The sequence below is a fragment of the Pelagibaculum spongiae genome (genome assembly GCF_003097315.1).
GTDB lineage: Bacteria > Pseudomonadota > Gammaproteobacteria > Enterobacterales > Pelagibaculaceae > Pelagibaculum > Pelagibaculum spongiae.
On sequence record NZ_QDDL01000002.1, the window covers coordinates 209,652 to 234,747 of the forward strand.

25 protein-coding genes are annotated in these 25,096 nt (G+C 43.7%); 13 read left to right on the forward strand and 12 right to left on the reverse strand.

Annotated features, from left to right (window positions below; genetic code table 11):
- Nucleotide 1: 1 nt before the first annotated feature.
- Nucleotides 2-751, forward strand: a complete 750-nt coding sequence (gene hisA / locus DC094_RS06905; RefSeq protein WP_116686394.1) for a 1-(5-phosphoribosyl)-5-[(5-phosphoribosylamino)methylideneamino]imidazole-4-carboxamide isomerase — start codon at nt 2-4, stop codon at nt 749-751.
- Nucleotides 751-1,527 carry an imidazole glycerol phosphate synthase subunit HisF gene (gene hisF, locus DC094_RS06910; protein WP_116686395.1) on the forward strand — a complete coding sequence of 259 codons (777 nt, stop codon included), beginning with the start codon at nt 751-753 and terminating at the stop codon, nt 1,525-1,527. The genes hisA and hisF overlap by 1 nt, the downstream gene beginning before the upstream one ends.
- A 122-nt stretch (nt 1,528-1,649) precedes the next feature.
- On the opposite strand, the gene DC094_RS06915 is transcribed toward hisF, so the two are convergent.
- Nucleotides 1,650-1,964: a hypothetical protein gene (locus DC094_RS06915; RefSeq protein ID WP_116686396.1), complete on the reverse strand. Its 315-nt coding sequence runs from the start codon at nt 1,962-1,964 to the stop codon at nt 1,650-1,652.
- Between the two features lie 137 nt (nt 1,965-2,101).
- Between DC094_RS06915 and DC094_RS06920 the strand changes: the two genes are divergently transcribed.
- Nucleotides 2,102-2,632 (forward strand): transcription elongation factor, encoded by a 531-nt coding sequence (locus DC094_RS06920; protein ID WP_116686397.1) that lies wholly within the window; start codon nt 2,102-2,104, stop codon nt 2,630-2,632.
- Nucleotides 2,633-2,720: 88 nt separating this feature from the next.
- Complete coding sequence (locus tag DC094_RS06925) at nt 2,721-2,972, forward strand: hypothetical protein (protein WP_116686398.1); 252 nt, start codon at nt 2,721-2,723, stop codon at nt 2,970-2,972.
- 42 nt (nt 2,973-3,014) lie between these two features.
- Here DC094_RS06925 and DC094_RS06930 read toward each other — a convergent pair whose 3' ends face one another.
- From DC094_RS06930 to argH, 5 genes are all read right to left on the reverse strand, one after another.
- Complete coding sequence (locus DC094_RS06930; protein ID WP_116686399.1) at nt 3,015-3,599, reverse strand: GNAT family N-acetyltransferase; 585 nt, start codon at nt 3,597-3,599, stop codon at nt 3,015-3,017.
- Nucleotides 3,600-3,907: 308 nt separating this feature from the next.
- Nucleotides 3,908-4,651, reverse strand: a complete 744-nt coding sequence (locus tag DC094_RS06935; protein WP_116686400.1) for an amino acid ABC transporter ATP-binding protein — start codon at nt 4,649-4,651, stop codon at nt 3,908-3,910.
- Nucleotides 4,651-5,319, reverse strand: a complete 669-nt coding sequence (locus tag DC094_RS06940) for an amino acid ABC transporter permease (protein ID WP_116686401.1) — start codon at nt 5,317-5,319, stop codon at nt 4,651-4,653. Before DC094_RS06940 ends, DC094_RS06935 begins: the two co-directional genes overlap by 1 nt.
- A gap of 5 nt (nt 5,320-5,324) precedes the next feature.
- Nucleotides 5,325-6,125, reverse strand: coding sequence for an amino acid ABC transporter substrate-binding protein (locus tag DC094_RS06945; protein WP_178030883.1), 801 nt, complete (start codon nt 6,123-6,125; stop codon nt 5,325-5,327).
- Between the two features lie 413 nt (nt 6,126-6,538).
- Nucleotides 6,539-7,927 (reverse strand): argininosuccinate lyase, encoded by a 1,389-nt coding sequence (gene argH, locus DC094_RS06950; RefSeq protein ID WP_116686402.1) that lies wholly within the window; start codon nt 7,925-7,927, stop codon nt 6,539-6,541.
- Between the two features lie 431 nt (nt 7,928-8,358).
- On the opposite strand from argH, the gene DC094_RS06955 reads away from it, so the two are divergent.
- From DC094_RS06955 to pepT, 7 genes are all read left to right on the forward strand, one after another.
- Nucleotides 8,359-9,414: a sensor histidine kinase gene (locus DC094_RS06955; RefSeq protein WP_116686403.1), complete on the forward strand. Its 1,056-nt coding sequence runs from the start codon at nt 8,359-8,361 to the stop codon at nt 9,412-9,414.
- A complete protein-coding gene (locus DC094_RS06960; RefSeq protein WP_116686404.1) occupies nt 9,414-10,142 on the forward strand; it encodes a LytR/AlgR family response regulator transcription factor in 729 nt (242 codons plus the stop codon). Before DC094_RS06955 ends, DC094_RS06960 begins: the two co-directional genes overlap by 1 nt.
- A gap of 258 nt (nt 10,143-10,400) precedes the next feature.
- The gene (gene hemC, locus DC094_RS06965) at nt 10,401-11,345 is read left to right on the forward strand and encodes a hydroxymethylbilane synthase (protein ID WP_116686751.1); all 945 of its coding nucleotides are present in this window, start codon (nt 10,401-10,403) and stop codon (nt 11,343-11,345) included.
- Nucleotides 11,342-13,786, forward strand: a complete 2,445-nt coding sequence (locus DC094_RS06970) for a uroporphyrinogen-III C-methyltransferase (RefSeq protein ID WP_116686405.1) — start codon at nt 11,342-11,344, stop codon at nt 13,784-13,786. Before hemC ends, DC094_RS06970 begins: the two co-directional genes overlap by 4 nt.
- 11 nt (nt 13,787-13,797) lie before the next feature.
- A complete protein-coding gene (locus DC094_RS06975; protein WP_116686406.1) occupies nt 13,798-15,024 on the forward strand; it encodes a heme biosynthesis HemY N-terminal domain-containing protein in 1,227 nt (408 codons plus the stop codon).
- A 125-nt stretch (nt 15,025-15,149) separates the two neighbouring features.
- Nucleotides 15,150-16,109 carry a GtrA domain-containing protein gene (locus tag DC094_RS06980; protein WP_133245488.1) on the forward strand — a complete coding sequence of 320 codons (960 nt, stop codon included), beginning with the start codon at nt 15,150-15,152 and terminating at the stop codon, nt 16,107-16,109.
- A gap of 98 nt (nt 16,110-16,207) precedes the next feature.
- A complete protein-coding gene (pepT, locus tag DC094_RS06985) occupies nt 16,208-17,446 on the forward strand; it encodes a peptidase T (protein WP_116686408.1) in 1,239 nt (412 codons plus the stop codon).
- Nucleotides 17,447-17,593: 147 nt separating this feature from the next.
- Here the strand turns inward: pepT and tnpA are convergent, their stop codons facing one another.
- Nucleotides 17,594-18,037: an IS200/IS605 family transposase gene (gene tnpA / locus DC094_RS06990; RefSeq protein WP_116686409.1), complete on the reverse strand. Its 444-nt coding sequence runs from the start codon at nt 18,035-18,037 to the stop codon at nt 17,594-17,596.
- Between the two features lie 165 nt (nt 18,038-18,202).
- On the opposite strand from tnpA, the gene DC094_RS06995 reads away from it, so the two are divergent.
- Nucleotides 18,203-19,171, forward strand: a complete 969-nt coding sequence (locus DC094_RS06995; protein WP_116686410.1) for a hypothetical protein — start codon at nt 18,203-18,205, stop codon at nt 19,169-19,171.
- 49 nt (nt 19,172-19,220) lie between these two features.
- Here the strand turns inward: DC094_RS06995 and DC094_RS07000 are convergent, their stop codons facing one another.
- The 3 genes from DC094_RS07000 to hisG form a co-directional block, all read right to left on the reverse strand.
- Nucleotides 19,221-19,859: a papain-like cysteine protease family protein gene (locus tag DC094_RS07000; RefSeq protein WP_133245489.1), complete on the reverse strand. Its 639-nt coding sequence runs from the start codon at nt 19,857-19,859 to the stop codon at nt 19,221-19,223.
- Between the two features lie 137 nt (nt 19,860-19,996).
- On the reverse strand, nt 19,997-21,301 hold the full coding sequence (gene hisD, locus DC094_RS07005) for a histidinol dehydrogenase (RefSeq protein ID WP_116686752.1): 1,305 nt from the start codon (nt 21,299-21,301) through the stop codon (nt 19,997-19,999).
- A 110-nt stretch (nt 21,302-21,411) separates the two neighbouring features.
- Nucleotides 21,412-22,311 carry an ATP phosphoribosyltransferase gene (gene hisG / locus DC094_RS07010; RefSeq protein WP_116686412.1) on the reverse strand — a complete coding sequence of 300 codons (900 nt, stop codon included), beginning with the start codon at nt 22,309-22,311 and terminating at the stop codon, nt 21,412-21,414.
- Between the two features lie 468 nt (nt 22,312-22,779).
- Between hisG and DC094_RS07015 the strand changes: the two genes are divergently transcribed.
- A complete protein-coding gene (locus DC094_RS07015) occupies nt 22,780-23,646 on the forward strand; it encodes a DUF1835 domain-containing protein (protein WP_116686413.1) in 867 nt (288 codons plus the stop codon).
- 1 nt (nt 23,647) lies between these two features.
- On the opposite strand, the gene fic is transcribed toward DC094_RS07015, so the two are convergent.
- Both fic and DC094_RS22060 read right to left on the reverse strand, forming a co-directional pair.
- Entirely contained in the window at nt 23,648-24,751 is a 1,104-nt protein-coding gene (fic, locus tag DC094_RS07020) for a protein adenylyltransferase Fic (RefSeq protein ID WP_116686414.1), read from the reverse strand.
- Nucleotides 24,752-24,823: 72 nt separating this feature from the next.
- The gene (locus tag DC094_RS22060) at nt 24,824-24,982 is read right to left on the reverse strand and encodes a hypothetical protein (protein WP_158527243.1); all 159 of its coding nucleotides are present in this window, start codon (nt 24,980-24,982) and stop codon (nt 24,824-24,826) included.
- Nucleotides 24,983-25,096: the final 114 nt, after the last annotated feature.

A 25,096-nucleotide genomic window follows, 5' to 3' on the forward strand; every position in this document is an offset into this window, starting at 1 on the left:
TATGCTGATTATCCCCGCGATTGATCTGAAAGACGGTCAATGCGTTCGACTCCGTCAGGGCCTGATGGAAGATGCCACTGTATTCTCTGATGACCCTGTCGCCATGGCAGATCAATGGGTAGAACAAGGTTGTCGCCGACTGCATCTAGTCGATTTAAACGGCGCCTTTGAAGGCAAACCTGTGCATGCTGGTGTGGTGCAAGCCATTACCAAAAACCACCCAGATCTAGAGATTCAAATTGGCGGCGGCATTCGCACCATCGAATCAGCACGTACTTATATTGATGCCGGCGTCAGCTTTATTATCATCGGCTCAAAAGCGGTTTCTGACCCTGAATTTATTTATGACTTATGTCGCGAATTCCCCGGAAAAATCATCGTTGGCCTCGATGCTAAATCTGGCATGGTCGCCACCGACGGTTGGGCAGAAGTCTCTGACCTACATGTAATCGATCTGGCAAAGAAATTTGAATCAGCCGGCGTTAGTGCGATTGTTTATACCGACATCGCTCGTGACGGCATGATGCAAGGCCTCAACTTAGAAGGCACCGCAGAATTGGCCCGCGCCATTTCTATTCCGGTAATCGCTTCTGGTGGCGTCACCAATAATGATGATGTTCACGGCCTGTGCAAATTAGGCGACAGCGGCATTGTTGGCGCAATTACTGGCCGTGCTATTTATGAAGGCACTTTAGATTTAGCTGAAGCCCAGGCATTGGCAGATCAATTAATTTTGTCCGGAGCGAAGTAATGGGACTGGCCAAACGTATTATCCCTTGTCTTGATGTTGAAAATGGCCGAGTGGTAAAAGGGGTTAATTTTGTCGATATTCGGGATGCTGGCGACCCGGTAGAAGTCGCCCGCAGATATAACGCCGAAGGCGCAGACGAAATTACCTTTCTCGATATTACTGCCAGCCATGAAGACCGCGATACTACGGCTGAGATGGTCGAGCGTATCGCTTCAGAAGTCTTTATTCCTTTAACAGTAGGCGGCGGAATCCGCAAACTGGAAGATATTCGAAAAATGCTCAATGCTGGTGCCGATAAAGTTGGTATTAATACCGCTGCAGTATTTAATCCGGATTTTGTTCGCGAAGCCGCCGAGCGTTTTGGTTCACAATGTATTGTGGTCGCGATTGATGCCAAGCAGGTAGAACCGAATGCCGATGGTTCATCTCGCTGGGAGATCTTTACCCACGGCGGGCGGAAACCAACCGGACTAGATGCCATTGAATGGGCCAAAAAAATGGTCGATTACGGCGCCGGAGAAATCCTGCTCACTAGCATGGATCGCGACGGCACTAAAAATGGCTTTGATTTAAAACTGACTCGCGCTATTTCTGATGCCGTTAACGTGCCGGTAATTGCATCAGGCGGTGTCGGTACCTTGCAGCATTTAGTCGATGGTGCAAAAGAAGGTCGAGCAGATGCCGTTCTTGCAGCCAGTATTTTCCATTTTCAGCAACATACCATTGGTGAAGCCAAACAAGTGATGGCGGATGCCGGGTTGGAAATGCGGTTGTAATTGAAAAAGTTTGTTTAAAAAACCATCGCTAGAAAGCGGTGGTTTTTTTTGGCCTAAGTGACACTAAAATCTGGCAGCGGCTTTAAGCTAAATATGTAGCTTACATCAAAATTTAAATCCTGCTATTGAATATTACCTTTATCAATTTCTTGCATCACAACATTAAAACTATCACGTACTTCAGTCAGCCAAAACAAAACCTCTTCTGGCGCGTCAGTTTGACTGGCAATATTTTCAATTAACAATAGTGTGGTTTTCATCCGCTGAAAATTACGCACTGATTCCCAACTCATCGCTTCGTGTATATGAAAAATAAGCTTGTCGCAGTCTGTAAATGAAAAATCATCAGCGACTGCTTGTTTTAAGTTTTCCCATGCGCCTTGCAAGTCAGAAACAGCTGTTTTTATATAACCGGTTGGCTCGGTATTAAAACTCATATTCATTTGCCTTTATTGGCTAATTCAGTACTTTGGTTAATATGACTAAAAGCAGCTGCAATTACTGACATGCATACAAATCAAGCGAGCAAGGTATAATCCCTCCATCGCCGTCATTCATCAGCACCCCACTCCATATGTTAAAGATTGATAAGTCAAAGTTATTACAGAAAATCATCGTCCAACTACAGCAGGTACAGAAAACTGCAGCGCAAGCAGCCGAGCAGGCACATTCTACGGCGACCCATGGCGAGTCCGTTGCCAAGAGCAAGTACGAAACCTTTGGCTTGGAAGCTTCCTATCTGGCCCAAGGCCAATCACAACGGGTCACTGAGTGTGAGCAGGACTTACAAGCAGTCAGTAAGCTGGTGATCAAAGATTTCAGTGATGAGCAGCCAATTGCCCTTGGTGCGTTGGTGAAAATTGAAACATTAGATACACCTGAAACAACGAGCCAATGGCTGTTTGTTTCGCCCGGCGCCGGCGGCGGCGGTATTTTAGTTGACTACTGGGTTAACGACCTTCTGCAGCAAACCAGCTTAACTATTACTCTAGTTACTCCTCAGGCGCCGCTGGGAAAGTCATTGCTCGGTTTATATTGTGATGATGAGTTTTCAATCAACCTAGCAGGCCAGCAAAAAAGCTATCAGATAACTGCTGTAATTTAGCTATTTTTGCCGCTTTAGCTTTGCAAAACTTGCCGCTTATGGCACATTTTCCGCAGCAAGCAGAATAATGATAAGCAAGGAGTAATGCATGGTCGATACAACAAAAGAAAGCAGAGACTATCTGGAAATGGCATTCCGCAGTGTTCACTGCTTTGCCGATGATGGAAAACTGTTGATCGATGAGCTGGAAGAGCTGATATCGATTGCCACTCGAGATGGCGTAGTTGATAACAATGAAAAACGAGTGTTGAGAAATATTTTTAGCCGCTTATCTCCAGCAGAATTAACACCAGAAATGCTAGAAAGAATTCAACAGCTACGCTTAGAATATAAAATATGACTTTAAATTTGGCATGGCAGCTTGTCTTGCCAAATTAATCCATCAAAAACTACGCCTAGTTAATACTAATATTGTAACTTCAGCTGCAGGATATAAATCTGGTCGCTGCAACCCTAACTGCTGGCAGCTGTTCATTCCCAGCTTTTCTAACACCCTGAGTGAATTTATATTTTCGCTGCGTGCTACACCGAAAATATAGCTATCACGCCCTAATGCAAAGGCAAAGTCGATGCAGGCTTTCCCAGCTTCTGTTGCAAAGCCATAACCAGAAAACTCTGGCAATAAAGCAAAGTGTAATTCAACGTATTGGGTGTTTCCTGCGACTACCTCAACAGCAACATAACCGATTTTTCTTTGCGAGCCTTTTTGCACTAGAGTAAATGCACCAAAACCGTAGCGCTGCCAGTGCGACAATCTTTGTTCCAGTGTTGCTATGATTTCTTGCTCTGAAAAGACTGACTGGTTGATCAAATATCGAGTAGCCTGCTCCGATTGAAACAGCTGCTGGTAAAAATCCAAATCCTCTGACATCACTCGACTAAGCAACAGCCTTGATGTTTCCAAAACATAAGGTCGACCTGGAGCGCAGATAATTTGATGCGATGGCAGCAAAGCAGTATTTTTCAAAGTTGTCAGACTTGCCGTTATTGAAAACCTGATAAAATTACATTTATATTTAGTTAATTTTCACGACACGGGTCAAGTCTAGGTTGGTTTTCCTTAAATATTTCCGACCAATTCCTAGCATTCATACACGCTTGATAGCAGGGCATACATCTAACACGAAGTTATTTTGCTGCTATACACCCCAAATAATTGGCGATATTGGTGAACAGCAAAGTAGCCGGCACTCGCGAACATTCCAGCACCACAGCTATGGATGCAAAAAAAAGCCCGAGCTAACTAATGTTAATCCGAGCTATTTTACTTTGAACTTATGACAGAACTCGACGCAGAAAATCTTTGGTACGAGGGTCTTGCGGGTTATCTAGTACTTGCTCTGGTGTGCCCTGCTCAACGATTCGACCACCATCCATAAACAGGATCCGGTCAGCGACCTTTCGAGCGAAGGGGATCTCGTGGGTGACTACAATCATAGTGCGACGCTGCTCAGCTAGTTGCTGCATCAGATCCAGCACCTCATGAACCTTTTCTGGGTCCAGTGCTGAGGTTGGTTCGTCGAATAGCATTAAATCAGCATCTAATGCCATGGCGCGACCAATACCAATTCGCTGTTGCTGGCCACCTGAAAGTGCCGAAGGCCAAGCGTTTTCTTTATCTGAAAGCCCAACATCGGCCAGAATTTTCTTGGCGCGTTCGGTGGCCTTAGATTTATTAATACCTTTTACAACAATCAATGCTTCGGTAATGTTTTCCAATGCCGTCTTGTTTTTAAACAAGGCATAGTTTTGGAAAACAAATGCTGTTTTACGACGCAGTTTTAAAATTTCCTTTTGAGAAATCTTTTCAACATTGACTTGCTGGTCGGCAATTCGGATTTTGCCTTTTTCTGGCATTTCCAGAAAATTCAAACAACGCAATAAAGTTGACTTGCCACTGCCCGAAGGCCCTAGCACTACCACAATTTCGCCCTGCTCAATTGATAAATCAATTCGGTCCAGAATCAACAAATCATCAAACGACTTACTAAGATCTTTTACTTCAGCTAAAACGCTCATTAGTAAGCAGCTCCCAGTCGCTTTTCTGCGTATTTTTGCAGCCAAGTCATCATCACTACCAGCACCCAATACACCAGCGCCAATACTAAATAGCTTTCAAGAAAGCGAAAGCTCGAAGCAGCCTCAAGCTGTGTTCTAGCCATGATTTCAGCAACACCAAGGGTGAATGCTAACGAAGTGCTTTTTAACAGGTCGATAAAACTGTTCATTAAACCGGGTATCGCAATTCGCGATGCCTGGGGCAAAACAATCCGTTTCATCGCCGTTAAGCGATCCATACCAATGCTCAGCGCAGCTTCCATTTGGCTTTTATCAATACCTAAAATAGCGGCACGAATGGTTTCGGCCATGTAGGCAGCAAAGTGAAAACCGAGTCCAAGGGTTGCCGCCTGAAATGCGGTCATGGCAGTTAAACTGGGAAATATTTGTGGTAAACCGTAATAGAGCAAAAACAGTTGAACCAGCAGCGGTGTACCTCGAAAAAATGAGATATATAAATCAGTTAATTGGCGAAACACTGGTAATTTGAAAACTTGGGTTAATGCAAGCACAAGCCCCAGTGACAGCGATAGCAATAACGCCAGACCTGACATGCCCAGCGTAATTGGCAAAGCACCGACCAGCTGAGACAGCAGGCCGGTGCTAAAATCGAGATCAAACCCATTCATTTAGATTAATCTTTTTTGGTGATATCGCTGCCAAACCATTTGACTGCGATTTTGGCCAGAGTGCCATCTTGACGAATTTCAGCCAGTTTTTGATTCACTTCGCTGCGTAACGCATCAGATTGCTCATTTTTCAAAAATGGCCAAGCATTTTCTATCACTTCAAATGGTTTGCCAGCTGCTTTTAATGGCAGACCTGATTTTTTAACCAATTCCGCTGCTGATAAACGATCCATGATAAATGCATCAGCACGACCTAAAGCTACTTCCTGCTCGATACCGGTATCGTAGGTAGTGATTTGAATTTCACCGTTGACGTCGTGTTTACGCAACAATTCTTCAAAGTTTGAACCTAAGTTCACTGCAACTTTTTTACCCTTCAGATCTTCCAGGGTGTTAATTGTATTAGTTTTGTTATTGACGGTAATCTGCGCACCGTCATAAACATATGGATTGGCAAAATTGTACTTTTCCAATCGTGCATCGGTAATCGTAATCTGATTAGAAATGGTATCGATACGGTTACTTTCCAACATGCCAAACAGGCCTGAGAAAGGTGCCGTAACATACTCAACTTTACGATCGAGACGCTTGCCAATTTCATTCCACAGATCGACTTCAAAACCCTGCAGCTTGCCATTTTCTACATAAGTAAATGGATAGTAGCTACCCGACATACCGATACGAACTGAAGCTTGTTCAGCTGCTGGCTGTGCAGTTTCTGAAGCAGCTGGATCTTGGCTGGAGCAAGCCAACAGAGCGGCGGACATGACAACAGCCAAACTTGCTGTAACAAAACGACGTAACATGGGAATTATGCCTCTAGGTGCAACATTGGCTGCACTGGTTCGATGAAGGAAATCTGTTTCTAAAATCAGATAATAAATAGCCAAGCTAGAGGTTTATTTGGGGGAAGCAATAAACAACATAATAAGCTTTTTGGCGAATCGCTAACATAGTCGCTGTTATATAGATTGAAAAGGAATATTTATTTATTTTTATATATCTAAAACGAATAAGAGATTTGCTTTCTTTAGCGATTACTTATAAGCAGCTGAATTCAAATACCACTATTCAAATGACAATCAAATCACTAGCCTGCAATTTCATTATCAAATTAATTTTTAGTCACAAAAAACGCGCCCAGCCGAAGCAAAAGCGCGTGGTTTATTAGTAAAACACTAACTGGTAAAGCCAGTCGTTTGATCAGCCAATTAAGGGATCATTCTTGCAACCGTTTCTGTCCACGAATCACCGCAGCACGAACTTGTGCTGGTGCGGTGCCACCAATATGGTTTCTGGCGGCAACTGAACCTTCAAGGGTCAGCACATCAAAAATATCTTCACTGATTTCGTCAGAGAACTGTTGTAGCTCTTGCAGACTCATTTCAGATAAATCTTTGTTTTGCTCGATACCATAAGCAACTGACTTACCAACAATTTCATGGCTATCGCGGAAGGCAACGCCCTTACGCACCAAATAATCAGCTAGGTCAGTTGCGGTGGAATAACCGCGACGCGCCGCTTCGTACATTGATTCTTTCTTTACCTGCAGTGCTGGCACCATATCGGCATAAGCTCGCAAAGAACCCCGCAAGGTATCAACTGTGTCGAACAGCGGCTCTTTGTCTTCCTGGTTGTCTTTGTTGTAAGCCAGACATTGCGCTTTCATCAGGGTCAACATGCTGATCAAATTACCGGTAACTCGACCGGTTTTTCCGCGCACCAATTCTGGAACATCCGGGTTTTTCTTCTGCGGCATAATTGAAGAGCCGGTACAGAAACGATCTGGCAGCTCAATGAAATTAAACTGCGCACTGGCCCACAACACCAGTTCTTCAGAAAAGCGTGACAAGTGCGTCATGATTAATGCGCCAGCGGCACAAAATTCAATCGCAAAATCTCGGTCTGAAACGGCATCTAACGAGTTTTCAGCCACCCCATCAAAACCCAGCAGTTCGGCAGTGTAATGACGATCAATTGGATAGGTTGTACCGGCCAAAGCCGCAGCGCCCAATGGCAGAATGTTGACTCGCTTACGGCAATCAGCCAAGCGCTCACGGTCTCTTTGCAACATTTCAAACCATGCCAGCATATGATGACCAAAAGTCACCGGCTGAGCCGTTTGTAAATGAGTAAAGCCCGGCATGATAGTGTCAGCTTCTCGCTCAGCTAAACCCAACAAGCCTTGTTGCAAGCGCACCAGCTCTAAATTGATCAAATCAATTTCACTGCGCAGATACAGACGAATATCAGTGGCAACTTGGTCATTTCTCGAACGACCTGTGTGCAGCTTTTTACCTGCAGCACCAATCAAAGCCGTTAGACGGGCTTCGATATTCATATGTATGTCTTCTAGCTGAATCGACCACTCCAGCTCACCCTTTTCAATCTCGGAAGTAATTTCATCCAATCCAGAAAGGATCTGGCTCAACTCATCGTCGGTTAGCACGGCAACTTTGTTGAGCATTCGGGCATGCGCTCGAGACCCTTGGATGTCTTCTCGCCACATACGCTGGTCGAACTGGATTGATGCGGTAAAGGCTTCGACAAAAGCATCGGTGCTTTCACTGAACCGACCACCCCACAGCTTGTCTGCTTCTTTATTCATTATGCTGACCCTGATTCGGTAAAAAGAGCTTTCTGAAAACTGCTCGCCACAGTTTCAACTTGCAACCAAACTAACTCAAGATATAGGAAACTCACATCTTGGATTGATTTGGGTACCCATCTGTTATCACTAAAGATAATTCAGTGCCACAGATGCTTTGACCAGAAAGTTGTGGCGATTATAACAGCCTGACAGGCTTTAGCAGCCAGTTCCGCTGAACTGTTAAAAGTTGACCGCCTGTATCGAACATTGATTCAACTCATTTTTTATACAAAACAGCATGCCGTACAGATGTTTTTTTTATCCTTTTGGGAGTAGTCTTCGTGGTCGCCGAAATTCAGGCAACGCAAATTAGCGAGAAAATCATGGCATTCTGTTACTTTTCAGTTTGTTGAGCTCTATGCTGATGAAGCATTCCAGGGAAAAGCGATATGGATAACAAACATCAGGCCGATGATTTCTTCCTGCCAGACTTTTGCAGTGTTTACCCGCTGTTGATTTTGGTTCTGCTGGTAGAGCTGGTTGCGGTGATGTTAGCGATGGTTTATCCGTTAGGTGGGCCTGAATTTTGGAATGCGCTGGCAATGAACTCATTATTTGCACAATGGGTGACCATAACCAGTGCAGCACTACTATGTTGGATGAGAAGCTGGCTACAGAAAATTTCGATCGCTTCGGCGGCAGGAATCAGTTATGGCATCGTTTTATTTCTGACATTAATTTTCTCAATATTAGGCATTTGGTTGATCAGTGTCGCAGAAGGCAGCATTTACCACCTAGATTGGGAACGCTTACTAAGGAATCTGTGCATTAGCGCAATTATTACCTTGGTAGGTATGCGCTACTTTTTTATGCAACAACAATGGAAACAGCAACTGGTTTCCGAAGCGGAGTCAAAGTTAAGAGCTTTGCAGGCAAGAATCCATCCGCATTTTTTGTTTAATAGTATGAATACCATTGCCAGTTTGACACGGAGTCAACCAGAACTGGCTGAGGAAGTGGTCGAAGATTTATCTGAACTGTTTAGAGCAAGCTTTTCAGATCAAACTCTGGCCCCATTCATGGATGAAGTGACGCTTTGTCGTCGATATATGCATATTGAAGGGTTGAGATTTGGTGATCGTTTAACTGTCGATTGGCAGCTAGATCCATTACCAGAAAAAACTCTTTTGCCGCCGCTGATTATTCAGCCGCTGTTGGAAAATGCGATTAATCATGGCATTTCCAGGCTGGAGCAAGGAGGGGTGATTCAGGTAGCGGCAAGACTGGTTGATGAAACGGTTGAGATTGAGGTAACCAATCCTTACAACCCAGATCCATCCAGTCGCAGGCCCGGCAACGGCATGGCACTGCAAAATATCCGTACTCGAATTGAAGTGATGTACGGAGAGCAAGGCCAGCTAAACGTCCGGGAAAAAACCGGAGCATTCTGTGTGATTTTACGCTTCCCGGTAGTACCACCGGGTAAGCAGCTGAAGGAAAAGTAATGAAAATTCTGATCGTCGATGATGAACCGCTGGCACGCGACCGTTTGATCCGCTTGCTGGAAGAAAACGATGGCGTGGAGGTTGTCGGTCAGGCAGGTGGTGGGCGTGAAGCACTAGAAAAAGTGCAGCTGCTGCAGCCTGAAATCGTCATGCTGGATATTAGTATGCCGGGCATGGATGGACTGGAAGTTGCCAGACACCTGCAAAACCTCGAGCAAGCGCCAGCGATCGTATTTGTCACAGCATATGACGAATACGCGCTACAAGCGTTCGAAGTTGAAGCACTAGATTATCTAGTCAAACCTGTGCGTAAAGAGCGCTTAACTGCTGCTTTAGAACGCGCTAGCAAGCCAAGTCTGGCTCAGTTGAAAGCTGCTAATGGTCAAGCTGGACACAGACGTAGCCATATCAGTGCCCGTCACCGCGGTGGCATTCAACTGATCCCTCTGGATGATATTTTCTATTTCCAGGCCGACCATAAATACGTCACCTTACGCCACAAAGGCGGTGAAGTATTAATTGAAGAGCCGTTGAAAGATTTAGAAAATGAATTCACTGATCTGTTTATGCGGATTCACCGTAACGCCCTAGTTTCCAAGCAGCACATTGTGCGCATGGAAAAAGGTCAAGACGGTCGTCACCGTATTTGCTTCCGCGATATGGATGACCAGTTAGAAGTCTCTCGCCGCCATGTTTCTGGCGTGCGCAAGATGATGCAATTGCTGTAATTCAGCAAAAGCAAAAAAAGATTTTTCAAGCCGTCAGGGTAACCTGACGGTTTTTTTTGCCTGAAGAAAACACCAGCGCCCCCCAAACCAAGCAAAAATCAAGAAAAGGTCAATATGCCTCTTTAGGTAGATAGCGCTATCGATGCACTACTGAGAAAATCGCGTACTATAACCAAGCTACTTTGAAATGCGTGCAGTCCAGCAGCTTAAGGTAGTTTAGGTATATTGGTTCTCACTCGATTTGATCAGGTTTTATTCATGACACAACAGACATTGCGTATCGCTACCCGTACCAGCCCACTCGCTATGTGGCAGGCAGAGCATATTCAAGCCCGCCTAGAAGCGATGCATCCGGGTTTAAAAGTAGAGCTGGTCGGCATGAAGACCAAGGGCGACAAGATTCTTGACGTACCTCTGGCTAAAGTGGGCGGCAAAGGTCTGTTCGTTAAAGAGCTGGAAATTGGAATGCTGGAAGGCAAAGCCGATTTAGCCGTTCATTCGATGAAAGATGTTCCAATGGAATTCCCTGAAGGTTTAGGACTTCCAGTTATCTGCGAGCGTGAAGATCCGCACGATGCATTTGTATCAAACCACTTCGATAACTTTGAGCAATTACCTAAAGGGTCAGTTGTCGGCACTTCTTCAATGCGCCGTCAGTGCCAAATCACCGCAGTTCGCCCAGATCTAGAAATTAAGTTTCTCCGTGGCAACGTCAATACTCGCCTAGCCAAGCTAGATGCCGGTGAATATGACGCGATCATTCTGGCTGCAGCAGGTTTAAAGCGCTTGGGCTTTAACGATCGCATTCGCAGCGAAATGTCTCCAGAAGAAAGTTTGCCTGCCGGAGGCCAAGGCGCAATTGGTATTGAATGTCGTAATGACGATCAAACCACTATCGATCTAATTTCAGCATTGAATCATCACGATACTGCTGATCGAGTCATCGCAGAACGCGCCATGAACAAGCATTTGAATGGCGGCTGTCAGGTTCCCATTGGCTGCTATGCCCTGTTACAAGACGGCGACCAGCTTTGGTTACGTGGCTTGGTTGGTCATCCAGACACTGGTGAAATTCTTCGTGCAGAAGCAACGATGCCGCGCACTGAAGCAGAAGCACTCGGAATTAAAGTGGCTGAAATGTTACTGGCACAAGGCGCTGGACGCATTCTCGATGCCGTCTATGGCAATCAACCTCGTTCATGAGTCAATTGGCCGGGTTGAACATATTACTGACCCGTCCTGCGGGTCAGAACGAACTCTGGCAACAGGCACTAGAAGTTTCCGGTGCCCGTTGCTTTCAATTGCCACTGATTGAAATCACGTCAACACTTTCCAATGCCAGCTCTAATTCCAGTAAAACTCACAAATCATCGTCCAGTGATTGGCTGATTTTCGTCAGCCCAAATGCAGTGCGCCACGGTTTGCCTTCGCTCGAACCACTCGCTAGCAAGACTCAAATTGCAGCCGTTGGCAAAGCAACTGCTCGCATGTTATCTGCTGCCGGCATTGCCAATGTGGTGCAGCCGAAATCTGAGCAAAATAGCGAAGGCTTGTTAGCGCTGGATTGTTTTGCTCAGATCGAAAAACAAAACATTTTGATTGTTCGAGGCGATGGCGGACGCGACTTGCTAGCTAACGCGCTAACTGAACGTGGCGCCAAAGTTGATTACTTCGAGTGCTATCAGCGGAGTTGTCCACAATATGAAAAATCAGATTTTCAGTCGCTGCAGATAAATTCCGACAGCGACAATCCATCTGACGAGTCATCTGACAAATCCAACGATAACAGCCTAGTTTTGCTCACCAGCAATCAATCGATTGATCACTGGTTTCAGCTAAAACAGCAACTGCCGCTGTATTGGCAGCAATCGCCGTGCATGGTGATTGGCCAGCGACAGCTGCAGCACTTTGAACAAATGCAGCAAGACGTTCAGCAACAAGTGCAGCAAAAAATACCAAAAGAAGCACAGGAAAAAACGCAACAAACCCAAGCGAGCGACTGTCACAAAACAGCAACAGGGGCAAGTGCCCTAGTCGCAGCGCAAGCGGATATTTCGGCCATACAGACCAGCATCAATCACTGGTACAATGCGCCACACAATAAGATGCCACAAGAATTGCCCAAACTGGCTGAATCTGAATCAACCGGAACTGACCGGAGAGAACCGGATATGAGTGAACAAAGCAAAAACCACGACTCAACCGCCACAGATAAATCGCCACTTGATGCCGCTAGCTCGGCAAACAAGGCAACAAAAAAATCAGATAATATGACTCAAAAACCAGCAAAACCTTCATCCGATAGCTCACCTAAAACCAACCTGACTTCTAATAAAACAACGTCTAGCAAAACCGCTTCTAACAAAAAGAGTGGCGCTGGTGGCATTGTTTTATCTTTAGCTGCTTTGGCCGTTTCCGGCGCACTGGCTTTTGCTGGCTGGCAGCTTTGGCAACAGCAGCAGCAAATTTCACAAATTGCCGCCGAAGAAGCGTTGATGATTGATAGCAAAATCAATCAACTGTCGGCGGATGTTTCTCGCCAAACAGCACAGCTGACAGCGGCCAACAGCCAACTGATTAATGCAAACAGTCAATTGGCTGATGCACAAAATACATTACGCCAGCAACAGCTAAAAGATCGTGCCACTTTACAAAAAGTGCTCGACGTTGCCGGTCGCCGCCCTAATAGCTGGGCGCTTTCTGAAGCAGAATATTTAGTTCGACTGGCTAATCGCCACCTAGCGCTCGACCAAGATTTGCGCACCGCACTGGCATTATTACAAGCAGCCGATCAAAGCTTGGCCAAGCTAGACGACCCACGTTTAATTCGCCTGCGTAGTTTACTAAACCAAGACATTAACCAGTTGAAAAGTATTCGCCCGGTTGATATCGAAGGGGTGGTATTTAAGCTTCAAGGCTTAATTGCTCAGGTGAATCAATTGCCATTGGTTAGCCCAAAGCCATTTGCTAAAACGGAATCTAACCAACCGCAATTTTTGCCAGTTTGGGGCAGCCAATGGTTGGCTAATTTAGAAAACAACGCTTCAGCAGCATGGCAAAAAGTGTCTGACAATTTCATCATTCGCGAATATCAGGGCGATACTCCCGCCTTGCTAATGCCTGAACAGCGGGTTTATTTAAACCATAATTTGCAGCTGCAATTGCGCCAAGCTTCGTTAGCCGTTTTAAAAGGTCAGCAAAAGGTTTACAGCCAATCATTGGCAGAAACCGAACAATGGATCGGCCAATATTTGGATGCTAACTCGCTACAAGCGCGGGCATTCCTTGAAACACTGGCTGAGTTAAAACAGGTCAAACTGGAATCCGATCTGCCACAAGCAACCCGCGCAGTCGATGAGCTATACAAAGCAGTTAATGGCTTACTAGACCAAACACCGGTTAATTTAGGGTTAAATACAGCACGGCCAACACCAGAAACGCCAAAAGCAACTGCGCCCAAACTAACGCCAGCTTCAAAAGCTTTACCAGAAATTGATCCACCGAAAATGATAGAAAACCGTGCTCCAGTGGTTGTTCCTCAACCTCCTGGACCGACCTCTCCTGATGTGAAATCGTCGCTACAACAAAAAGCACAGAAAGTGCAAAAAGTGACCCGCCCATCAACCAATGACCAAGCGGTGTAGGAGAATCGGTGATGATCAAATTACTGTTTTATATTTTACTGCTGGCCGTTGCGATTACCGCCGGTGTATTAAGCGCTGACGCACCCGGTTATTTAATGCTGGTCATGGCTGGAAAAAGCATTCAAATGCCAATCTGGTTAGCAGTTTGTGGTTCATTAAGCATTTTCTTCCTGCTTTATTTTACCGTCAGAATTTCCAGTCGATTAATCGGTGCATTATCTGGCGACGGTTTATTTGGCAAGGTTAAATCTCGCTCAGCTCGCAAGAAAACAGCTAGAGGCCTAGTGCTATTAACCGAAGGAAATTGGGCTAAATCTGAAAAAATGCTCACTGCCGCCGCGGAAAAAACTAGTAAACCCTTGCTAAATTATTTAGCCGCCGCCAAAGCAGCACAAGAACAAAATGCCAGTGACCGCCGCGATGAATACCTGAAAAAAGCTTTTGAAAGTGAATCAGGTGCCAAAGTTGCCGTTATGGTGACCAAGGCGCAAATGCAGTATGACGCAGGCCAACTAGAGCAAAGCCTGGCAACCTTACAGGAATTGCGTACAAGCCATCCCAAACATGGCCATGTATTAAAACTGTTAATGAAAGTCGCTGATTCATTGCAAGACTGGGAGCTGCTAATGAGCTTGCTACCAGATTTACGCAAGCAAAAAGTGGTTTCAGCTGACGACCTGTTAATCGTTGAACAACATGCATTAACCGGTTTATTAGAACAGGCTGGCGAACAGAAAAATGCTGAACAAGCATTAAAAATCTGGAAGAAATTACCTTCCGCTCGCCGTCAGGAAAACAAGCTAGTTCGCTTATATGCCGAAACGCTATTACAGCTAGGTAAGCTGCAAGATGCCGAACAGTTAATTCGTCAAAGTCTCAACCATAGCTGGAGCGACCGACTGGTTGCACTCTATTCCCGCACTGAAGCGAAAAAGCCTAAAGAGCAAGTGAAACACGCCGAAGCCTGGTTGAAAAAGCGCCCAGATAGTCACGCATTATTACTGACGCTGGCACGGATCTGCCAAAAAGAAAAACTGTGGGGCAAGGCGCGTAACTATTACGAAAGCTGCATTAGCTTATCGCCTGATTCCGCAATTTATGCTGACCTTTCACGGTTACTCGAAGCCCTCGGCGAACAGAAAGCCGCTGACGAATGCGCCCATAAAGGCCTGAAGTTAATGGCCGGCAGCGATAGCAATTTACCGTTACCTGAACAGCAGGTTGCGGTAGCGAGTTAGGTTTTTAAGCTATTTTTAAATAGAAAAAAGGGAAGGCTTGATGCCTTCCCTTTTTTATTAATTGAATGCTTGAAATAATTAGAGCAAAATACGGTTTAATACAGTCAATTACCACGGCGCGTCAAGTGAAAATCAATAATAAGATCATATTGTTTGTTGCTACTGTTTCTGTAATCGCAACTATCAGTTCTTACGCAATTAACTTTGGTTTTACTTTTTCTGATAATCATCAGCGCTGGGGTGAGTTTGGTGCCTACCTCGCGGGCACACTCGGCACTTTCCTAAGCTTAGCTAGTATTCTTTATGTATTTCACTCCAACAACCAACAAATTAAAGAAAACAAGAGGCAAAGTAACATAGAAAACTATGTTGATCAGGCAAATAGAATACTCGATTCATTGCAAAGTATAGACAACAAAATTATCTCACCTCACGTATACATCACAAATATTATTGAGCATCAAAGTTGGGGAAAAGATCACGTTGAAATTCGAGAAAATGAAAAAGGTAATACGGTAGAAATTGCTAACATCACAAAAGATTTATCTTTACACTTCTCAACCACAAGTCCCATCGAAATAATCAACACCTATTTGGGATATTTGGAGTATGCAAATAGCCCAAACAAAATAGCCATAACAAAAGCATGGATTGAAAAAGATTGGCAAATAAAAGGGAAGTTAATCAAGTACAGAGCTTTGACTGGGCACCTAGTTAAAATCGTAACTCAACTATTAGATCATAATTATGATTTATATTTAGCACAACAGATGCTTACAAATACCTACAGTCAAATAATAATACTAAATAAGATTGATTATGCTGACAAAAAAATATTCAATATTCTTGGGTTACTCTTATCTATTCCTGACAAGGGAATGAAGTTTAATCCAAAAGAGCTTGTCTCCAATTTGGTCGAAGACTTGAATAAATCATTGAACCTTTGTTATCAAGAAAATGAATTAAAATTCGTAACTAGCAAGAGGGTGTCGAATTCAACAGGCCTACATGAAATCACTTTACAGCACATAAAGACTCAAAATATTTATGTCCGAAGTGTTAGTGGGGAGTGGAAAGAAATCTGATTTATATCAATTGACCACAGAAGCACCCTGAGCGGGGATCAAGGAATGGATTAGATCACTCATGGTAATGTGCCATCATTATTACTTGGTGCTTAATCATGAAACAAACCTACCTCAACCGCTTTCTTCGCTATATCGCTATTGATACTCGCTCCGATGAATCTAGCAGCACCGTTCCTAGTACTCCAGGGCAAATGGTACTGGCACAGCAGATTGCTAGTGAACTGAAAGCGATGGGCCTTGACCGGGTGCTGCTGGATGATAAGGGTTATATTTCTGCCTGCTTACCGGCTAACACCTTTAATACCCACAACCCAGTTCCAGCGATTGGTTTTATTGCTCACATGGACACCGCACCCGATGCATCGGGAAAAGATGTAAAACCACAAATCATTGAAAATTATTCTGGTGAATCGATCACCCTCAATCAAGCATTGAATATTCAGCTGTCACCTGATGAATTTCCAAAGCTAAAGCAATATATCGGTAAAACACTGATCACTACCGATGGCACCACTTTGCTGGGTGCAGACAATAAAGCCGGTATTGCCGCTATTTTGTGTGCGGTGGAATATTTACAGCAACACTCAGAAATTATTCATGGCGATATTTGCATTGGCTTTACTCCCGACGAAGAAATTGGCCGAGGCGCCGATCATTTCGATGTGGAAAACTTTGCTGCCGAATGGGCATACACCATTGATGGCGGTGAGCAAGGCGAGCTGGAATGCGAAAGCTTTAATGCCGCCAAAGCAACTGTGACGGTACAAGGGCGTAACGTTCACCCGGGCACCGCTAAAAACGTCATGATTAACGCAGCAACCATTGCCCGCCAATTTGCCAATCAAATGCCTGCAGATGAAGTACCCGAGCAAACAGATGGCCACCAAGGGTTTTTCCATTTACACCATATGGCAGGAAACGAGTCGACCGCTACTTTGGATTATCTGATTCGTGATTTTGACAAAACATCGTTTGCGCAGCGTAAAACATTAATGCTGAATATCGCAGACCGTATTAATACTGAATTAGGCGAACAGCGAGTTAGCGTTGAGATTGTCGATCAATACGCTAATATGCATGAAGAATTAGTGAAGCTGCCACATGTGATGGATATTGCCCGCGATGCATTAAACAATTGCTGCGTAACACCGATTGAAAAACCAATCCGTGGCGGCACCGATGGTTCACGCCTTTCCTTTATGGGACTACCAACACCCAATATTTTCACCGGCGGCCATAACTTCCACGGAATTCATGAATATTTGGTCGTTGAGTCCGCATTAAAAAGTGTTGAAGTGATTGTTGAGTTGGCAAGATTGACTGCTGAACAATAGTAGTAATTTTGGCAAGACTTAAGTCAGCCTAAAGTTACTAACAGAAAAGCAAGGAGTCTGAAATGGCTCCTGTTTTTAAAATTTAGAAAAAGTATTATCAAAATGTAACGAAACTAGATAAAAAACTCGGCCGCAAGCGACCGAGTTTTAAAACAACCCGAGCTGCTGGCTATGCTCTTCACCTTTATCCATATGCACTAACTGCTCTTGTACATATTTACGAATAACATCTTCAGTTGCATTACCAATAGTTTCGACAAAGTAGCTTTGCGTCCATAATTTACCACCCCAAAAGAAACGCTTTTTAACCTCAGGATGAAGGCGAAAGAATTCTATTGCCGAGATGCTTTTGATTATTTGCATGACATCTGCAGGTGACATTTTAGGCTCGGTTCTAACAACCATATGAATATGATCTGTCGGTATTTCTAACTCAACAATTTCAATATCATAGTCATAACCAATCTTTTCAATGATGCTTTTTAAGTTTTCCCGATAAGGTTCTACAAACACTTTTCTTCGATATTTTGGAATCCAAACAAAGTGATACATCAGGCGAAAGACATGATGTGAATTTCTACGCACTTCCATAAACTGAACACCCGCACAATGACTACGTCATTGTACGCTATTCAGCTCGGGGGCAAGCCCCCGAGATTTTCGCTTCGCTGGTTAAAACAAAAAAAATGCCGACTTTCCTTTACATTACCGTCACAGAATAAGCGTCACTATCAGATATAGTTCCCAGCAATCAACATGATTGCCAGCGAGAACTCCCCAATGAAAAATTTACTATTTCCAATTCTCAGTAGCGTTTCTATTGCTGTTTTGGCCACAGGCTGCAGTAGCAGTAATAATGACAGCGCCGTTATCGCTGGTGCTTTGGATCAAAACATCACCAAGGCTGAAGTCAGCAACGATAATATTTCAGGCCTATGGCTGCAATATAGTGACGTTTCAATAGAGCCAACGTCTGAAAATTTGACAGGTAGTGCACATCAAATTTCCAGTACGGTAGTCAAGATTGTCGAAAAGGATGGTGAGTTTTATCTCTCTCGCTGCTCCGGCGAAAACCAAGATGATTACTCTGAAGAAAAAATCAGCCTAGGTGAAGACAATAAATTCACTGCTGACTATCGCACCGGAACAATTACTGACAATAAAAAAATAGATTTGATAGTCAACATAGATAATTTCTATCGTTTCATTGGCCCTGTCGGCCCAACTTTACAAAAAAATCCTCAAGCATCAGATGATTTCGATACTAAAATCATCAATGCAAATGCAACCCTATATAAAGTAAGAGATAATACTTTATCTTCTATCGGCAAAACATCGATCAATGATCAAGAATATCCAATCTACTGCATGGACTTAGTGTGGGCACAAGGCCAGTCTGAATACAAAGATACTCAAGAATCTTATTTCGAAGACCGGGTAAGATTTAATTTTGAAGACTATATGAGGACCGGATTGGAATTTAGCTGGAAAACCGATATCGAAAAAGAGCCTGGATACTACGAAAATTCTTCAGAAGAACGTTTACGAGCCATGACTAATAGCGAAAACAACTATTCATATTTCAGAGGTGAAATTCCAAATGAATTTTATCAAGCAACCTCTGCCTTCTCTAACTACAAAGCAGCAGGAACGCTAAAGACAGATGAAGGTGGTGATGTACCCGTTTCTCTTGAAATAGATGTTATGAAATCATTTCCTGAATAAGAATTAAGATTTACTTATTAAAAGGCGGGATCGAAAACCCGCCTTTTACTTATTGGACTCGTACTAGACTTTTTTTAGTGACTGCCATTCTGTTAATAAAAACCTTGTTATCTTCATTGTCACAAAAACAAAAAATATACTCAGGTTTATCTCGAACTGATTTCCCAGCTTTGATTGACATATACAGATAAACCTTTCTATACAAACCTTCCTTGCTATCACCTAGGTGTTTATTCATCTTTTTCAATTCATCACGTACATAAAAAAATGTTGAAGCCATGCAAGATGCTTCTGAAACTTTTGCTTCAGATTCTTCCTGATCAAAACCAATAATCAATGCAGCATGAGAAACCCCTTTGGCATTGGTAGTAGAGATGGCGACAGGGCAATTGCTGCACAGTTGTTTAATGATGAATTTTTCAATCTGGGAAATACTTATCAAAGGGATTTCTTCCTGAAAAAGCCCCATTTGATTTAATGCACTAAAAGTCGGGTAACTTTTTCTATCTTTTGTCACAAATAAATGATGACGGACTTTCTCTGCACTTAGCCAACGGCCTCTACGACTTAAATTTGTACCATAGAGATGCCAGTTATAGAGAATGGCACAGCAAACTGCCCAGCATGCACGGTCATCGCCCCTATAATTGAGTAACGCTACCGTATTCATATTTCCGATAAAGAGCACTCAACATCCCTGTTTTTTCATTCAAGCTATCTCTTAGACTAGCAAACAAATATATTCTTACCTGCCATGAGTCATAACAAAAACTCACTGCAAAAAAAACGGGCTATTTAAGCCCGTTTTTTATTTGAAATAACTAGTTACTTCAAACTATCTAATCTTAATGCGACGGCATTTTTGTGGGCATCTAACAGTTCAGCTTCAGCTAATGTCATTACTGCTTGGCCTAAGCCTTGCAAGCCTTCTGCTGTCAGTTCCTGCACGGTGAACCGTCGGCTGAAATCTGCTAGCGACAATGACGATACCGAACGAGAATAACCATAAGTCGGCAGAACATGATTGGTGCCACTGGCGTAATCACCGACCGACTCTGGCGTATAAGCACCTAAAAATACTGAACCTGCAGCACGAACATTCTTTAAAATATCGCGTGGCGCTTTAGTTTGTATAATTAAATGTTCCGGCCCATATAAGTTAGAAACCACGGCAGCCTGCTGCATGCTTTCTACCAGTAAAGTGCGGCTAAATTGCAACGCCTGCTCTGCTACTTCTTTACGAGATAACTGAGCTAATTGCTGTGACAGCGCTAAATTTACCTGCTCAGCAATATCAGCTGAATCGGTAACCAGAATCACTTGTGAATCTGGCCCGTGTTCTGCTTGAGATAATAAATCTGCGGCAATAAATTGTGGATTCGCTTCAGCATCGGCAATGACTAACACTTCCGACGGCCCGGCAGGCATATCAATACTCACCACAGCCGATTTTCCAGCAAAGCTACTGCCCTGTGACACCTGACTTTTGGCTTCAGTGACAAACCGATTACCTGGGCCGAAGATTTTATCCACAGCGGGAATAGTTTCGGTGCCAAGTGCTAGTGCAGCGACGGCTTGGGCCCCGCCAACTTGATAGATTTCATCAATACCGCAGGCATTAGCGGCATAAATAATCGCATCATTAATTGGCGGCGGGCTGACCAGTACTCGCTTTTCACAACCTGCTATTTTTGCCGGAATCGCCAACATTAATACGGTAGAAATTAGCGGAGCTGTGCCACCTGGAATATATAAACCGACCTTTTCAATCGGTTCATTGCGTAGTTCACACTGAATGCCCGGCTGAGTCGTCACTTCAATTGGCTGAAATTTTTGTGCAATATGAAAGGTTTCAATATTGGCAATTGCTTGCTGGATTGATTGCTTTAATGGCTCAGCAACTTTTTCACAGGCCTCGCTAATTTCCGTTGCAGATAACTGCAGCTGCTCCACCTGAACACCATCAAACTTCTGATTAAATTCAGCCAGCGCCACATCGCCTTTCTCGGCGACTGATTCAATAATCCCCCGGACGGTTTGCCCTAGACTTTCTGAACCAATTAATGGTGAGCGTTGCAAAGCTTGTCGTTGTTCACTAGCTGACAATTGCTGCCAATTTAAAACCTGCATTTTCTTTACCTCAAAACCCGCTGGTTTGATAAACACCTGCGCAACCAAATAAAAAAAACTGCGCTTTTACATGTTTGATTTCGCTAGTGCTCATCAAACCTACATAGAATTTAACCGAGCATTTTCTCAATCGGCATAACCAAAATTGAGCTTGCGCCCAGTTCGGTCAATTGCTCCATGGTATCCCAAAATAAATCTTCGGTACTGACGGCATGTACCGCAACCCGATTACTGTCATCATTTAATGGCAATACCGTTGGGTTTTCAGCACCCGGCAACAAGGCTACAATTTGCTCTAGTTTGTCGGTCGGTGCGTGTAACAAAATATACTTGCTTTCTTTGGCACGAATCACGCCATTAATTCGCGACAGAATTTTATCAATTAACGCTTGTTTGTCATCTGCTTGTGCGATTGGCGACTGGATCATGCAAGCCTTAGAACGGAAGATCACTTCGCTTTCTACCAAACCATTGGCTTCTAAAGTGGCACCAGTAGAAACCAGATCACAAATACCATCAGCCAAGCCAGAACGTGGCGCGACTTCCACCGAACCTTTCAACATGCAATCCAGATAACTTACCTGTTTAGCTGCTAAAAAACGATTCAATAAATTGGGGTAAGAGCTGGCGATTCGCAAACCTTCCAGCGAACTAGAATCTGAATATTCAAACTCTTGTGGCATGGCAATTGACAGTCGACAACTACCAAAATCTAACTGGCGAAGCTTGTCAAAAGTACAAGGCTTACCGGTGGATTGGCGCTCCAATTGCTCCTCTTCTAATACGTTTTCACCAAGAATACCTAGGTCGACTACGCCATCCATTACCAAGCCTGGAATATCGTCATCACGCACTCGTAACAAGTCGATTGGCATATTGTCGCTATGGGCAATCAAACGACGTTCATCAATGTTGAACTTCACTCCGCAGCCTTTGAGTAGCTTCATAGACTCTTTGGATAAACGGCCAGATTTTTGAATCGCAATACGCAGTCGCTTGTTGTCATTCATTACTTCTATTCCTGATTCGTTTTCAAATTATTGGTTGTTCAGGTTGCCTAGCCATTTTCGACTATGCAAAATAAAACCCCTGAAAGTTGCCTTCCAGGGGTTTTGATTATTCAGTGCCGCCGGAAGGATACAGACCTTCGGCAGTGAGCTTCCGAAGGCTACCGCTTATGATGGTGGTGATGCTGTGCTTTCGGAAATTGATACATTACATGTGCTCTTTTACGTCAAACTACATATTGATAGATGCTTTGCTAAGCAACTATCAGAAAATGGATTGCCATCAATCAGAAGTACATCTGGATCAGCAAGTGGATACAAGTTACCGATAGTGGCGCAGATTTTCAACCGGCAATTTGGAATAGCAAACCAAAGCTAATTGGAATAACTGCCAATTCCAGATCGAATGTTGCAGCTTACTAATTCATACCAGTAAACTGAGCCTTTCTCAGATGTTGTATTTTTTGTCTCATGACCCAACAAGCAGAGTTATTACACATTCGCTGCGGCAGCGATATTCATCCACAACTTGAGCAAGCTGGATTGCTAGAAAATGCTGACTTTCTGGAGTTCAGCGACCCTTTCTGCCTTGGGCCAATTAACCACAAAAGTCTTAACCTGAAAAATATTGACCCATGGGTATCGCAGCGCAGCCAGTTTATTGCTGAAGCTTTTGAATTGGACTTCACTGAAGTTCAGCAAAAGCAGCAATCCAGTTACCAGCTTTTAAGCAATGCCAGTCAATATTCACAAATTATTCTGTGGTTTGAACATGACTGCTACGACCAGCTTATTTTAATTTATTTATTATTCAGGCTTTCTCAGCAAAAATTAAAGCCGGGACAACTTCAGCTAATTTGTATTAACCAGCATGCTGAATTGGAGCAAACCCATGGACGGTTTATCGGCCTCGGCCAGCTCAATAGCGAACAAATCCAACAGCTTTGGCAACAAAAAAAGCCGGTCACTAATGGTCAGCTAATCGCTGCAAGCTGTTCATGGGAAAGGCTCGCCAAACAACAGCCGCTGCAAATCATCACCAGCAATACCGGTACAACACTGCCATTTCTCAAGCAGGCATTACAAAGATATGCTGAGCAACAATCTAAGGTCAGCTTAACCGATCAAATTACTTTAGATATTCTGCAGCAAAAATCACCAATAACATTTTCCGAGCTTTTTAAAGCCTACCAGGAAAAAGAACCGCAGCCCTGGCTGGGGGATTTAATGTATTGGTATTTATTGCGGGGGATGGCAGAAAATGGTTTGGTTAATATAGAGCCAAGCCAGCGAACTCAAAACAATTGCTGGGCTAGCTCTGTTATTTATCTTAGGTAAATTAAAATATTTTGAACTCATTGTCATCTTGAGTCATCAAGTGCATCAGCCTTGGATTAACAAATAGCTTTTCTCGACCAGAAGATATTTCCTGCAAAACGCCTGTATCGACAAGCTGCTTTAAATAAATAGAAGCAGTCTGTCGTTTAGCAATATTTTGTTCCGTTAGATTATTGATACGACAATAGGGTTGCTCAAAAATCAGCTGAACCAGTTCATAGCTATATATTTTTGGCAGCTGTGCCTTAATGTAATCTGTGGTGCTTTCCATAAGTAATTTAATAGCGGCAATTTTTTCACAGGTCCATTTGGCTGTTTGCTCGATACCTTTTAGCATAAATAGCAGCCACGCTTCCCAGTTTTGCTCACTTGTGACTTGATTCAGTAGTTGATAATAACCCTGTTTGTTATGAACAATATATCGACTCAAATAAAGAATCGGTAAAGTCAGTAAGTCCTGCTCAATCAGATATAAAACATTTAGAATACGGCCAGTTCGGCCATTACCATCATAAAATGGATGAATTGCTTCAAACTGATAATGGCTAACAGCCATTTTAATTAGTGGATCCAGATCGTCTTCAGCATGAATAAAGCGCTCCCAATTGGTTAGAAGATCTCGAATAACATCTTCTCCAACAGGCGGTGTATAAATAATTTCACCGGTTGTCTGGTTGCCAATGACCGTTCCTGGCATTTTGCGAATATCCATTTCAGTGTGCTTGAGTGTGCTGCACACCTCGATTGCTGTTGCAGTGCAAAGCGGTTTTCTCTCCAGCTGCATAAAACCTTGGTAGAGCGCCGTCCTATAACGCAGCGCTTCCTTGGTCGCAGGATCCGCGTCTTTGTTCTCATGCGCATACTGAAACAGCCTATCCGTAGTCGTTACAATATTCTCAATCTCGGAACTGTCTTTTGCTTCCAAAAGGGGTAGCAAGTTAGTTAGCATATTTTGATTGGGAATTAACTCTCCTGCCTTTTTCAACTCAGCCAATGCAGCACGCGCTGTAATACAAGCTTTCAATACCGTGCGTGTTTCCAGCACATCTACATCTGGTGGTAACAGTGGCAACTGGTTGTATGGCGCTTTGGCTTGCCAGCTCATGTTTAAATTTCCTCAAAATATCGACATATCCTGCTTTCAAATCAGCTTATGTCGATACAATCGACATTACAATCAAACGTGTCGATATTTTTCGATTTTATCGACATATCTCAGGTTCATGTCGATGCAATCGACACAACAACTAAACGTGTCGATATTTTGTAATTCTTTCGACATGCAGTCAGTCAGACCATGTCGATCAAATCGATTTCGTTGAACGCATCGAAGCATGAGTGTTTACCAACCGTAGACTGGAGGAGCTTGGCGCTTTATCGATTATAAGAAAAATTATGCGAGATTTTCCTTTAGCGAACATCAGCTGTATGAATAGGCGGGAATTCTGAA